Origin of the sequence: Clostridium sp. BL-8, assembly GCF_002006495.1 — a bacterium.
Classification (GTDB): Bacteria; Bacillota; Clostridia; order Clostridiales; family Clostridiaceae; genus Clostridium.
Window position 1 is genome coordinate 74,373 of record NZ_LZZL01000010.1, and the last position, 14,504, is coordinate 88,876.

Annotated in this window: 11 protein-coding genes and 1 tRNA gene; 4 read left to right on the forward strand and 8 right to left on the reverse strand. The window is 27.0% G+C overall.

Going from position 1 to position 14,504, the window contains the following annotated elements; genetic code table 11:
• Positions 1–35: 35 nt before the first annotated feature.
• The 4 genes from CLOBL_RS04645 to CLOBL_RS04660 all read left to right on the forward strand — a co-directional run bounded on the left by CLOBL_RS04645 (position 36) and on the right by CLOBL_RS04660 (position 4,226).
• Positions 36–1,490 carry a PLP-dependent aminotransferase family protein gene (locus CLOBL_RS04645; RefSeq protein ID WP_077857950.1) on the forward strand — a complete coding sequence of 485 codons (1,455 nt, stop codon included), beginning with the start codon at positions 36–38 and terminating at the stop codon, positions 1,488–1,490.
• Between the two features lie 132 nt (positions 1,491–1,622).
• Positions 1,623–1,697, forward strand: a tRNA-Glu gene (locus CLOBL_RS04650).
• A 512-nt stretch (positions 1,698–2,209) separates the two neighbouring features.
• Entirely contained in the window at positions 2,210–3,073 is an 864-nt protein-coding gene (locus tag CLOBL_RS04655; RefSeq protein WP_077857951.1) for a tyrosine-type recombinase/integrase, read from the forward strand.
• A complete protein-coding gene (locus tag CLOBL_RS04660) occupies positions 3,066–4,226 on the forward strand; it encodes an IS91 family transposase (RefSeq protein ID WP_077857952.1) in 1,161 nt (386 codons plus the stop codon). The genes CLOBL_RS04655 and CLOBL_RS04660 overlap by 8 nt, the downstream gene beginning before the upstream one ends.
• A gap of 329 nt (positions 4,227–4,555) precedes the next feature.
• Here the strand turns inward: CLOBL_RS04660 and CLOBL_RS04665 are convergent, their stop codons facing one another.
• The 8 genes from CLOBL_RS04665 to CLOBL_RS04705 all read right to left on the reverse strand — a co-directional run.
• A complete protein-coding gene (locus tag CLOBL_RS04665) occupies positions 4,556–6,835 on the reverse strand; it encodes a hypothetical protein (protein WP_077857953.1) in 2,280 nt (759 codons plus the stop codon).
• A 63-nt stretch (positions 6,836–6,898) separates the two neighbouring features.
• Positions 6,899–7,135: a hypothetical protein gene (locus CLOBL_RS04670; RefSeq protein ID WP_077857954.1), complete on the reverse strand. Its 237-nt coding sequence runs from the start codon at positions 7,133–7,135 to the stop codon at positions 6,899–6,901.
• Between the two features lie 419 nt (positions 7,136–7,554).
• Positions 7,555–8,982, reverse strand: coding sequence for a hypothetical protein (locus tag CLOBL_RS04680; protein WP_077857956.1), 1,428 nt, complete (start codon positions 8,980–8,982; stop codon positions 7,555–7,557).
• Positions 8,983–9,308: 326 nt separating this feature from the next.
• Positions 9,309–9,737 (reverse strand): hypothetical protein, encoded by a 429-nt coding sequence (locus tag CLOBL_RS04685; protein WP_143323836.1) that lies wholly within the window; start codon positions 9,735–9,737, stop codon positions 9,309–9,311.
• Between the two features lie 4 nt (positions 9,738–9,741).
• Positions 9,742–11,319, reverse strand: a complete 1,578-nt coding sequence (locus tag CLOBL_RS04690; protein ID WP_077857958.1) for a protein kinase — start codon at positions 11,317–11,319, stop codon at positions 9,742–9,744.
• Between the two features lie 188 nt (positions 11,320–11,507).
• Positions 11,508–12,659, reverse strand: coding sequence for a DUF3800 domain-containing protein (locus tag CLOBL_RS04695; protein ID WP_077857959.1), 1,152 nt, complete (start codon positions 12,657–12,659; stop codon positions 11,508–11,510).
• 213 nt (positions 12,660–12,872) lie between these two features.
• Entirely contained in the window at positions 12,873–13,853 is a 981-nt protein-coding gene (locus CLOBL_RS04700) for a hypothetical protein (RefSeq protein WP_077857960.1), read from the reverse strand.
• A 457-nt stretch (positions 13,854–14,310) separates the two neighbouring features.
• The coding region (locus CLOBL_RS04705) for a hypothetical protein (RefSeq protein WP_077857961.1) at positions 14,311–14,504 on the reverse strand (194 nt) is incomplete at its 5' end.

Consider the following 14,504-nt stretch of genomic DNA (forward strand, 5'->3'; position numbering starts at 1 on the left):
TTATAGGATACAGTTTATGAGGAGGTTTTTTACAAATGATTGTATTAGATATAAATTCAGAAGCCCCATTATATTTACAAATTTACAAGCAGTTAAAAGAACAAATAATTTCTGGTGAAATTTCAGAAGGACAAAAACTCCCTTCAACAAGAAAGTTATCAACTTCATTAAATGTTAGTAGAAATACTGTAGAAAATGCTTATATGCAGCTTTCCTCAGAGGGATATATAAAAAGTAAAGCTGGAAGCGGATTTATTGCTCAAAAATTAGATAAGCCTATAATATTAAGGCAAGAAAAAATCGATACTAAAACATCTAATTTTTCTAAGTCCAATATAATTGACAATAACATTAACCTTAGCGATTATAATCCTTACTATAGTGACGGATACGACTATAAATATAATTTTGAATATGGGAAATTAAGTTCTGAGGATTTTCCTTTGCGTATATGGAAGAGAGTTTCAAATAAATGCTTATCAACAGTAAATTCTGAAGATATGACATCATATAGTTCAAGCACAGGAGAAATTGACCTACAAAAAGAAATAATGAATTATTTAAAAGCCTCAAGAGGTGTCTCCTGTACTCCATCACAAATAATTATTTCATCAGGTTCAGAATATTGCCTTAGTCTATTATCCCAGCTTTTCAGAGGATCTTTTGATGAGATAGCTGTAGAAGACCCTGGCTATAGTGGTGCAAAAGACATTTTTATTAATAATGGTTACAAAGCTATTCCTATTAGTTTAGAGGATGACGGGATTAATGTTAATGAATTAGAGACTACGAAAGCAAGGATAGTCTATACAACACCATCTCATCAGTTTCCTACAGGAGTAGTAATACCAATTGCTAAAAGATTAAAACTGCTAGATTGGGCAAAGCGAAAAAATGGGATTATTATTGAAGATGATTATGATAGTGAGCTCAGATATAATTCCAAACCTATACCTTCAATGCAAAGTATTGATTCAAATGACTCTGTTATATATATAGGTACTTTTTCAAAATGCTTCTCTCCTAGCTTACGCATGAATTATATGGTTCTGCCTAAGCAATGGTTAGAAAGATATTATCGTCATTTTAAAATGTATCAAACTCCAGTGCCATTGATTCATCAAAAAATAATGCAGCAATTTATGCATCTAGGTCACTTTGAGAGACATTTACATAAAATATATCTTATAAATAAAAAGAAACATGATATTCTAATTCAAACAATTCAAGACTTAATGGGAGATAATGTTTCTATTTATGCTAAAAATGCCGGTTTACATATATTATTACAAGTGAATAATGGATTAACTGAAGAAGAGTTAATTAATAAAGCTAAAGATCATGGTGTTAAAGTATATCCTGTTTCTTTTTTCTGGATAAAAAAAGAGAACTATTCTAATAATATGGTTCTTCTTGGCTTTGGTGGAATGTTTGAAAATGATATTATTGAAGGTATAAAACTTCTAAACAAAGCATGGTTTACCAGCTAATAATGACATATTTAATGGCTTTTAAGCGTACTGGCCCCCTTTAAAAATATATATTATTGTAAAGAGAAAAATTTTATTCATAAAAGTTGTTGACATATTGGGTAAAGGATAGTACAATAATACATGTTGTATGGCCCATTGGTCAAGCGGTTAAGACGCCACCCTCTCACGGTGAAATCATGGGTTCGATTCCCGTATGGGTCACCATTTTAGTAAACATCAGCATTTAGGTAACTAAATTGTTGGTGTTTTTTCTATTTTCCCACACTAGTTTTGGATAGATATTGAAAACACTATCTTCACAGAATTTAGTAGTATTCTATATAATTCTTCATTTTGATTTATAATTAAATTTTTCAGCAAAATATTTTTTATTATATCTGAACTTAAAAATATTATTTATAGTGAATTATTTAATTAACGCTTACTGCCAACGGTACCATTAATTTTGGTGAATTACCGTATTACTTGGTTTAGATACCTTGTATTATGGCTTTTTTATATGATTGTTACCATGAGATTTTAGATAAAAATAAGCACTAAACCTCTATTTTTTATAGATGATTAGTGCTTATTATATGAATAGCACTAAACCGCTAGCGCGGTGCTAATATATGCTTTCACTCATTTAGTTGTCATATTTTAATTATAGCAGTTTATTTTTTCTATAAATCCTTTAATATATAGATAATTCTAAATTTAAAGGAGATGTTTTAATTATGACAAAAGAACAAGTCTTAGAAAAGTTGAAATTTGATGTAGAGCTTAGAGGCCTAAGCAAACATACCCAAGCTGAATACTATACTAAAGTTAAAATTTTTCAAGATCACTTTAACAAACCCGCTACTGAACTTAACGAAAAAGATATTAGAAAATTCCTCCACTATCTTTCAATAGAAAAAGGTCTTACTTCCGGAAGTGTAAACTCGTACAATAGCGGTCTTAGATTCTTATATGGTGTAACTTTAAATACTACTTTGAATTACAAACAAATACCTCGCCACCGCAGGCAACGTAAATTTCCAGAAATACTTACTAAAAGTGAAATCCAAAGCCTTTTTGATGCATGTGATAATCTTAGAGATAAATGTATATTAATGACTCTCTATGGTGCCGGACTAAGACTTAGTGAAGTTGCTGGTCTAAGAGTTACTGACATTGATAGTAAAAAAATGCAGTTATTTATCCGTAATGCCAAAGGCTCTAAAGATCGCTATGCATTGCTTTCGCAGGCTAATCTTGAAATTCTAAGAGTTTATTGGAAAGCCTATCGTCCAAAAGAATGGCTTTTTTACAGCAGAGTAAACACTGGAACACACCTTACTTCTAAGGCTGTACAAAATATATTTCACAAATACATAGAAAAAGCTAATATATCTAAAAAAGTTACTGTGCATAGCTTAAGGCATAGTTTCGCTACACATCTACTTGAATCTGGCATAAGTATATTTCATATTAAACAATTACTCGGACATTCAGATATCAGCTCTACATGTTTTTATTTGCATTTACTTAAAATTCAATCCTTAAATGTACAAAGTCCTTTAGATTTCTTGACAGAAACGGAGAAAACTAATGGTTGAGGTTCAAGATATATTTATAGAATATGGTGAAGATTATTTGAATAAGCATAAACTTACTCTTGTTCAACACAAAGCTATGTCTGCAATACTAAAATGCAGAACTTCACATTTAGGTGGTCATGTAGATGTTTGTGCTAACTGTGGAAATACTCAGATTTCTTATAACTCCTGCCGTAACAGGCACTGCCAAAAATGCCAAACTCTTGCTAAAGAAAGATGGATTTATAATCAAAAATCTAATTTGCTTAACGTAGGATATTTCCATGTCGTATTCACTATTCCAGATACTCTAAATTCTATAGTATATCAAAATCAGAGGCAACTCTATACTCTTTTATTCAAGGCTACTTCTGAAACTCTATCTGAATTATCCTCAGATAAAAAATACCTTGGTGCAAAACTTGGTTTTACATCAATTCTACATACTTGGGGACAAAATCTTATGCATCATCCACATATTCATTGTACTGTACCAGGTGGAGGACTATCTTCAACTGGAAAATGGATAAACAGCAGAAAAAAGTTTTTTATACCAGTTAAAGTACTTTCTCGAAAATTTAGGGGTAAGTTTCTGTATTATCTTAAACAATTATATTATAAAAATAAGCTTGAATTCCATGGAAATCAAAATTACCTTTCAGATGAAATTGAATTCGAAAAACTTCTTTCAGCTACCTATTCTAAAGAATGGATTGTTTACTGTAAACCACCTTTTAAAGATGCTGCCTGCGTCGTCGAATATTTAGGTAGATATACACATAGAGTTGCTATATCAAATACGCGTATTCTAAGCATTGACAATGGCAATGTCACATTTAAATGGCGTGATTACAAAGACAAGAATAAGTATAAGATAATGAATGTTTCTGCTGATGAATTTATTAGAAGATTTCTTATTCATATATTTCCAAGTGGATTCATGAAAATTAGGCACTATGGCTTGCTAGGTAATCGAAATAAAACTACAAAGCTGAATATTTGTAAACAACTTACTAATACACCTATTTTACTTAGAAATAAAATTCCGACTCTTGAGCTAATTAAAGAAATTACAGGTAGAGATTTATCAAAATGCCCTCACTGCGGTTCAAATAAACTCAGTAGGTCTATTACATTTTGTAATTCTCCACCTACAACCATCAAAACTTCATAATATTTGTAATATGCCTATAATGGGGAGGGGGAAATTATGCCTGTTTTACAATATTCAATACTTTTTTGTATCTTTACCACTATATTTTAAAATTTAATTTTTAAATTATCTTCTAAAATTAGTAGGTATGAGATTATTCAATCCCCATAATGACTGCTTGTATTTCCGCGGTTTCGTGCTATTGTAATTATCCAAAGTTAGGCAGACTTCTGTAACTTTTAAACTCAGGCCAAAATCTAGGGCTTGAGCTTTTTTTGCATAACTTCGTATAATTTTCTATGAATAATTAGAAGTAAAATTGTAATCAATTCGTTATCTACTCAAGAGATCTAATTATCAGTATTAGTACTAGTCAGATGATAATTGGTAAATATCTTTAGTGTTTCACCTAATTTTGATTTAAAATAGAGTTGTCCATCTTCTTTTTGAATTATCTCTTTAAATCCTCCAAGGTGGTAATGTAAATATTTATGATGATAACTGCAAACAACTATAACATTTTTATAATTATCAATTAATTTATCAGATTCATCATCACTTTTAAAAGCTTCACTAACTTGTTTTATATGGTGTACTTCAACATACAATTCTCCATTTTCTGTTTCTATAGGAGGTACACTAAACCCACTATCATCAGGACAACATAGCTGACATTTATTATGATATAATTTTTTTATTTTTTTCACTAAAGTTTGATTTCTCTTAACTTTTTCATTTCCATTTTCAATTTTTTCTAAACTACCTTGAATTTTTTGTAATTCATCAAGAATTCCATCAATACTATTTTTGTCATATTCAATTTCTACATCGGCTATACATGGTCGCTGTATTTTGTGGTTATCCCATGCATATATTCTTTTATAGCCTAACATATCAATTAAATCATTTATTGACATATCTCTTATATTGGCAATTTTCCATAAGTTTGAATAAGCTTGAGATGTTGTATCTATGTAAATTTCATTATTTTCATTTGCTATTTCATCTAAAAATAATATTATATTTTCATCACTAAAAACATCTTTTAGTCTCTCAGCTTCTTCTGCTTTCCAATCATATTGAATATAACTTTCTGGTAATTCATTTGTGTTGTCAATTCTTTCAAATCCTAAATTTGAAAGAAAATCATTTAATGATATTTCATGCTTGTAACAGAATGAGCGAATTCTATTATAAAATGGGTCGAATGAATTTATGTATATTTTTTTATTCTCAACTACATACCTATTTTGAATAATTTCCTTATATTTTTCATCTATACTATTTACTTCTCTAATTCTTTCATATTTAAATCCATAAGCTGTAATAAATTCTTCTAATCCTTTATATCCTCTTATTTTTGCCATTCTGAATATGCTAATATAATCACTGGTTCCTGACGGAATTTTAACTATATTATTATCCAATTTATATTTTTCTAAGAGCTTTTTAATATATTCATCAGTATATTTGCTTCTATTTAAAATTATAAATCCTAAAGATTTAGCATAGTCATTTAAATTCATATTCAAGTATTTTGCTCTGGATCGAAGTCTGCTTTTTAATTTAGAATTATCTATATCAATAGTTGTTAATCCCTCTTCATTATCCTCATCATATATCTTAAATGAATTATATTCAGAATATATTGTATTAAGCATTTCCATATCCTGTTCTTGATATTTATTAAATCCAAACTTGTCCAATTCCTTAAGTACACTATCAGATAGATCGAAACAAATTTTTATTTTCAGATGTTCTTTGTATAAAATGGCATTAATTCCAATATCATATTTTCCATGATATATTTTTATTACAATTTCATTAGAGTTATCTTCATAATAATGTCTTCTTTCTCTTATTACATTAACTATTAAGTTTAGTTCTTCATCAGTAAACTCATATTTTTCATATGAACCTCTTTTTATCTTTTTTGATTTAAGTTTACTATCTAAATTTTGCTTTGACGTTCCTACTATTCTTGCCATTTCAGACATATTCACATCATAATCTCTGCATAATATATTAATAGCCTTCATGTCATAATTAGAATTAATATTTTTATTTAGATGTTCGAATCCCAAACTTTCCAAGTAATCACTTATATCCATATTTTTCTCTTTAGAAATTCTGCTAATACTGTTATACAAGGTCGAGTTATTCTTAGAAATATCAGATATATTTTTTATACTTTTATCCGAAAATAGTTGATTTAATAACTTAACTGCTTCATTTTCATCCAACTTCTTCTTTCGACTACTATCATAAGTAAAACCTAATCTCTCAATATAATCTTTAACTTTAATGCCATTTTCTTTGGAAACATTTTTAATAGAACTATATAACGCACTATTTTTTTTCATAATTTCAGTTATACTTTCAATAATTTTTTGTGGAAACAATCCATTCAATAGATTTACTATTTCACTTTCTGTTAGTTCTTCTTTCCATCCCCTTACATAAACAAAACCTAAACTTTCAATATAGTCTATCACATTTAAATTTTTCTTTTTGGCTTCATTTGATATCTCATAATATAGTTTATTACCTTTTTTAGTGAGTCCTACAACTTCATTATTAGGATAAACTTTCTCTAACATAAGTTTAATCCTTAAATCTCGTCCCTCCATACTATTCATCCCTATCTGTTTATTACTTAAATACTAAATAGATTTATCCAGATATTTTGTTCATTATATATTGTCAAATATATTAAATGTAAATATATAATTTAAATACAATATGTAAACAGATCCACTTTTCTTATACTTACTGCTCACCTCTATGTACATGTCCCATCCTTGTAACATAGTATATATTTCTTTTGCTAATTCTAATTTAATATCTCTTATACCTGCATCTAATAGCTTTTCTCTACTTATTTCATATTTTCTCGCTCTAGCAACAAAAATTGTTTGTTTCACGTCCAATCTTTGTCTCCCCCTACAAAACCATATTCTCTCTGCTTTTTTACATCATTTCGGATAATATTCTCTCCTACTGCAGGCTTTATGTTTTTGGGGCTATCACTTTAATTAACTTTACATTATTAGCCTAATAGGTATATGAATAATTTTACTTGAAATACTAAAAACTATTAATAATTTTATGATGTCCTTTTTATTAATCTATTCAAATATATTAGTAATTTTTGAACTTCATACATTAGGATATCTATTACATTTAAATTTATCACAAGCTTTACCTATATTAATAATGAGATTATTAATATTTTTGTTGTAAGCGTCAAATAATACTACTAAATTAAAAATAGAATCAAGTTTTCTCTTTATCCTATAAGTTGTATAGTCATTATTAATATAAAGTAGTTTAAATATATTAATTATCATTAAATATATTTCTCATATAAATAGGCTTTAAACCATTCTGAGGATACATTATTATACTCTAAATAATTATTTAAATCTTTTAATTCAGAGCGACTTACTAATTCATCATTTATATATTTTACATTATTAATTGCTTTTTCTTTTCCCTCAATGTCATTACAATCAGATAATACTACTGAAATATTTAATATATCTTTGGAATTTTCTTCTGTTACTATAGCATTAATAAAATATTCTTTTAATGAATCCATTATTCTATTTATATTAAATTTTTTGGGGTTTTCTATATAATGTTTAAATATAGTATTCCAAGTAATATTGTATTCATTTCCTTCACACAAACTTTTTTCATTTATACTATTAAATTCATTTTTATCTTTTAAAAATCCACTTAATGTATCAGCTGGTGGCATTAAGTAGCCTTTTTCTTCCTCCCATTCTTCTTTCCAACAATCTATTCCTATATAAGCTGATATCATACGTGCAGTTAAAAAATTCAATACTTCTAATATATTATAAGAATTATTAGCTAAATAGAAGAATGGCGGTAATGGATAAATAACCTCTTCTTTATATGTTAATCGTCCATGTGCAATAGAATTTCTTACTTTTATAGATAAATCAATAAAATTAGATACATTTATATCTAATAAGCCATACTTCTTTAAGAAATATTTTATTTTTTGTGCTAAAGACAATTCTTTTCTAATCAATATTTCTCCTGTAATATCTTTTAAAGAATTAATTTTACTACGTATCTGTTTTTCATTATAAAAAAGATTGTCATTGTAATAGGAATATAATAGCTTTTCCATACTATCATCCAGTGTTTTTTTTAATTCCTCACTGAATGTTTCTGCAAATAGTTCAATAATATGAAAATAACTCAATATTGATTCATCATGATATAAATTGGCATCGCAACTTTCCAGCATTAAATAATTAGCTTTTCTCCATCTATCTAATAACGAAATAATTAATTTATCATTCCCATTAGATTTATCCTCTAATTTCTCCATCAATTTTAATAATTGATTTGTATAATCTTTATCATCAATTATAAGTTTTATATCATTTGATTTATTAATTAAATCATAATTATAATCATCAATAATACTCCATGATGATGGGCCAATTTCATCATACACAGTAATTGGAATCCCTCCAAAAAAAGAAATTATATTTTGAACAACTAGAAATTCTGGTCTACATTTACTCAATGCATCTTGTCCAGAATTATATTTCTCCATGTAAATGCTAGAAATTGACTCGAGAACTTGTGCTGAAAAAATACCATTACTATTTGAAACATTAACTTTTTCATTTTTTTTATTATATATAATAGTATTTCTATATTTTAAGAAAACACTAATAGATTCTTTTAACACATATCCATATTCTTTTTTTATATAAAATCTTTTACACATAAAAATCACAACTTTCATTTAACTTTATAATTAATACTAGATTTTAAAATAACTTAAATGTTGTTTAATACTATCTATACATTTCTTTTGTACTGTATAACTTGTAGATGATACTCCTCCAAAATCATCAAACTTAACTGCTTTCATACCATTGACCATGAGCATATATATTTCATGATAATTATCATTGCTTAAATTTCTTTTAAATAGACCTTTATATAATAAATATTCATAAGTTAGTGTTAATGGTATTAGAAAACTTATTAAAAATCCATGATTGCCTTTAGGTTTTTGTTTTGTTATAAATTCTTTGGAAAATACGCTTTCTATCTCTTTAATAAAGGATATTTTTTATAAAAATCTAATAATCCAAGTATGAAATTTTTAGTCTCTATTTTTTTATTTTCCAAATTTTCTCCATCCAACTTTTTCATCTGACTCATAAATCGTTCAACATAAAATGGTGTATCATTTTTTCCTTCAATTAACCCTGAATAAGCGTAACCTAAACAAGAATATACATAACAATTAATTGTCTTATCTTTCTTTCTCTGCTCAGTACACTTAAACATCTGATCAAATATTGCTGTTTCAAATAACGGCTTCATTAAATTTTCTTTTATCCATAGAGAAAAAGCTGAACGATATATTACTTCATTTAATTCTTGTTTGGATAGAGGATTAGTAGCTTGATTAAAACGCGTAAAAACCTCATATTCCAATTCCTCGTTTTTAGATATATCTATTATCATCATTTCCTTAATAGCCATCTTGATATGTTAACATTGCTCTAATATGGCTATCGACACTTGTATCCTTCTTTATTATGTTAGATAAAGTCTTAATTGCAAACCTTCCAACACTATTTGATACATATTCTATAATATCTGCAAGTTGAACATTTATTTCGTCATGAATATGTTTTCTATTTTTCAAAACAGAGTATGCCCAGTTTGCAAATTTATCATAATCATTCCAATTTTTATAGCCATTCTGCATATAATCATTAGCTTCCTTTATGATATTTAACCCAACCATAGGATTAATACTAGCTATTTCTAAATATGGTTTTATAAATACATTTTCATGTTCCAATATTAAGAGCCATAAAATCTCTCCTTTATCTTCTTTTGTAAAAATATCAATAAGAGAAGTTATATTATACTTATTGGTTCTTTTATAATCTTCAACTAACCTGTTAGCAGTTTCCTCAGATGATTCATATGTTGTTCTATTCATAATATTAATTATGTCCTCATACATGTCATGTATATTTCCATATCTCAATTCAATCTCTGGACTAATCGCTTTATAAATTATAGAAGAGTACTTATGTACTTTTCCACTTTTATTTTCATTCATAATGTAATCTATTGTTCTGGCAAGAGAATACATATCCGTACTAACTGTTCCCTCTTTTAAAGCCTCAAGCTGTACTGGATCAGTAAACCAAAAACGACCTACCGCATGTGTTGTGGTTGTTTGTCTTGAATATTTATCTGATATGTCTTTAGCCAATCCAAAATCAGTAGCTACCCAATACTTATCCTTATTTAGCAAAATGTTTCCAGGATGAAAGTCTCTATGTAGTACACCTTTATCATGTAAATACATCATACATTCAACACATCTTTTTATTATCTCGTCCTTCTCTCCTTCCTTAATTTTTCCTGACTCAATATATTCCTCTAATGACATACCTGCATACTCCATCGAATACACTAATTCACACTCATTAAAATCATATACTTTTATCGTATATCCACTTTCATTATGTTTCTGCATAATACCATATTCTCGCCTAAATCTATAAACAGAACTTTCACATGATTTCTCTCTTTCATTAAGAACCTTGTATACTCTTAATGGCTTAATTAGTGGATTACATCTGTATACCGTACTAAATCCACCTTCCCCTAGCATATCATATTCTTTAAATTTCACATTATCAATTTTCCATTCTCCATCCACATAAGCAAAATGCTTTTCTGGTATACTCCATAATGAATTTATATATCTTATAATGTTATCTTTTATTTGTAAGAAGCTATATCCTGATCTAGTAATAGTATGTATATATTTATTTAAATAAATTTCCATATAATAATTTATAAATTCCTCAAACTTTCCATATAGTGCACATTTCATTAATAACATTTTTGTTTGTTTATATACGCTAATTTCTTTTTCGCACATAAAATCCGCTTCTACTCCCATGTCTAAACAAATTTCATACAAATTTTTTTCGTTTAAATATAAATCGTCTGGAATATCTATTCTTTTCTCACCACACAATATCGATGATATGTTTTCTATATCTCTATCTTTATATTGCATTTTGCTCCTCCATATTTTAAATCAATCTGATCTTCCTTTTAACAGATTTCTTACTTGATTTTTTTCTATTTTCAACTTATATTTTTACCAAAAATAATCAATAGATTACATTCTTCTATAAATGACTGTAGTTCTCAAATATTCACTAATTAACTTCTTATTATCAGTTTTTCCTTTTGATATTTAATTTAACACATCTTCATACGTACAAGTTTTAAAAAATCATTCAACTTTTCAATCTCATACTGTGATGTTATTGAATGAATAAATCCCTTATTTTTGTAATCTGCTTCATTCCTAAGCCTATTAAGCAAAAGAATATTCTCTATCTGAAATGTATTAAGCTTGTCAACATCATTGCGTAGCATATTCATATCACAAGAGTTAATATAACTAAGTAATTTACCAAAAATTCCAGCAATGACATCTGATATTTGAATTAGTACTTCTTTTTCTGAATTAACGAATTTGTAATTCAGAACCTTTTTTCCGTTTTTTACGAAAGTATATTTTTCTAATAACTTTTCAATCTCCAATTCTTCATCAAATATATGTTCTGAATTTATAAATGTAGTTATAGGATCAATATAAAACTCTAAATAATTTTTCTGCATTACATAATCCTCATTATTTTGAATAAATATTAGTTCCTTACCATTCTTTGCTCTTTCAAGCATTCCATATATAAACTTTTCCTCTATATTTAATTTGAATTTATTTCCTATTAATTGTAATAACTCTTTACAAAAATAACCAATGTCGCTATTTTTTATATTAGGAAAACAATACTTATACATTATTCTTTCTAGTTCCATTTTTTTCTTCTTAAACATTTTATAAAATGTATTTTTTACTGAAAAATAATCAAAACCATATTCTTCAATTTCGTTTGGGGTAGTTATTGAATCTATAATTTCCACTAATGCATAATATAAATTATTCACATGAAAATAATGAACATATAACTTATTTTCAATAATCCACTCCAATAACACCTTAACCCTTTTTTTAGTCATACAAGAAAGAAAATTATAGTCTGAAAAATGATTTTTAAACTTGATTTCCTTTACATTTGCCTGTAACCTTAATTTTTTTCTTAAATCTTCAGTAGTAATTGCCAATGAGTCACCTTCAAATGCAACACCAGCAAGAATAAAATCTTCATTTACATCTACATTGAACTGAGCATCTCCATTATTTTGTTTAAGCCAAAACTTTCTACAGTTATTACTTTCATCATAATAAAAGTGATACCTTTCAGTAGTATCTACTCCCCACAATTCAAAATAATCTGTGCTATCATCATCTAAATCGATAATAATGTTCTCTCTATTTTGCATAAAACACATCTCCTATCATATATTTCCCTCTATTACTAAATTTAATTATTGCTATTTGCTCCAAATTCCCCATAATTCAATTAAGATATCCTTAGTGAATTTAATTAATATCTTTTATTATGTATGAAATTTTAAACTTCGAAAAATCTATTTGATGATAATGAGGTTTATTCCTATAATAATATGGCCCTTTTTCATAATTACATGAAACAACTAAAATCTTTGAAGTTTTCTGTTTGCTTCTATACTCAACACCTGATTATTTTTTATTATATTAAGTTTAACTTTGTACTTATTAATAAGCTCCTTAAAAAAATATAAATGAATCATATTATAAAGTATTGAAAGAGCCTTTTTATTTACATCTATTAACTTTTCTTGATTAGTTAAAATAGTTCCATGCGCAACCATCTTATTTCGTGTGGTTACCATTTCTTCTATAACATTATTCATATTAATATCTTTAAGTTCTATATAATTAGGTAGAAATATCTTAAGCTTTCGTTTAGTATCAAGTCCATTTTGAAAAATTTTTTTAACTTGATTAACAAGTTGTTGATGTTTTGTACTTTCGAACGGCTCATTATAAATTGACATAGTAATCTTCATCAATGCATCTATACATTCATCCTCGATTTTTTTATTAATTATAACTTGATTTGTCTTTATATATGTATTTGCTAATAATTCTAGTCCTTTATAATAGCACAAAAATGCTTCTTCATACATATTAATGTTGTATAACTGTAATCCTCTATTTACATAATTTATACAAGTTTGGTATATACATTTATCTTCACTAGATAAATTACTTAAAATGTCGTTATACGCTTTAATCTTCTTTGTATTTTTGGATTCTGCAATATATATACTATTAATAAACGAATCAGTATCTGTACATTTTTCAATATTATGACTTGTATATTCAAATATTAAATTATTATCAACTAAATAATTAAAAATATTTATAGACTCTTTTATATTCTGCTCTCCTTGCTCAAAAGCAGTTTCATTTGGGCAACTTTCATCAATAAATGAAGTTATTGATATCTTCGTGTTAAATTCATCCCATGTATATTTATGAAAAATTGCACCATTTAATATAAATCCTGTATTTCTTTTAATTGATAAAAAAACAAAACCATTATTATACATATCTATCAACTTATAGTTAATTGTTACTTTCCAACTCACATTAAATCTCCTATCTATATAATTTCTATTTTATTTTTACATTTCATCCTAATTACCTTATAAGTTATATCTAGCCTTTTACTTGAACCCCAATTTGATATCTACGAATATAGCTATCTTCATGTATCATAAATGAAATATTAACTCTTACATCAATACCGCCATCTGCAGTCCGCCCCATGTAATACTAGCAGTTAGTAATTCCATTTTATTATCTCCAATATTTTTATTTGATAATGTATAAACTCTATATTCCCCAAACTCATGAGATAAACAATAATTTTTTCAACTTCCCATTATAGACATAATCACCACTTCAAACTTAGTGAATAAATCTACCAAATATAAAAAAGATAGAATAATTATCTCTAAATATTCTATCTAAATTATACTTCACTTTTTACAAATTTTATATTAATTTCCCATATTATCTACAACATTTTTCATATTCCATTTACTAAATCTTATAAAGCAGCCAGCTGCATCCTTCCACATCGTATTTAAGTTCAAACACCTTCTCAATCTCCCCAATAACAGCACTGCAGGTAAACACCCACATCTTATTGCCACATAGCTTTTCCATATCAGTACTTATGATCTTTCCTATTTTTATAACTTCACATTTGTTTTCTTCTTCAATTCTAAATCTTA

Bases quoted from the DNA above. Each gene is read 5' to 3' on its own strand.
- CLOBL_RS04645 (WP_077857950.1), top strand. From the start codon at position 36: ATGATTGTATTAGATATAAATTCAGAAGCCCCATTATATTTACAAATT.
- CLOBL_RS04655 (WP_077857951.1), top strand. From the start codon at position 2,210: ATGACAAAAGAACAAGTCTTAGAAAAGTTGAAATTTGATGTAGAGCTT.
- CLOBL_RS04660 (WP_077857952.1), top strand. From the start codon at position 3,066: ATGGTTGAGGTTCAAGATATATTTATAGAATATGGTGAAGATTATTTG.
- CLOBL_RS04665 (WP_077857953.1), bottom strand. From the start codon at position 6,835: ATGGAGGGACGAGATTTAAGGATTAAACTTATGTTAGAGAAAGTTTAT.
- CLOBL_RS04680 (WP_077857956.1), bottom strand. From the start codon at position 8,982: ATGTGTAAAAGATTTTATATAAAAAAAGAATATGGATATGTGTTAAAA.
- CLOBL_RS04685 (WP_143323836.1), bottom strand. From the start codon at position 9,737: ATGATGATAATAGATATATCTAAAAACGAGGAATTGGAATATGAGGTT.
- CLOBL_RS04690 (WP_077857958.1), bottom strand. From the start codon at position 11,319: ATGCAATATAAAGATAGAGATATAGAAAACATATCATCGATATTGTGT.
- CLOBL_RS04695 (WP_077857959.1), bottom strand. From the start codon at position 12,659: ATGCAAAATAGAGAGAACATTATTATCGATTTAGATGATGATAGCACA.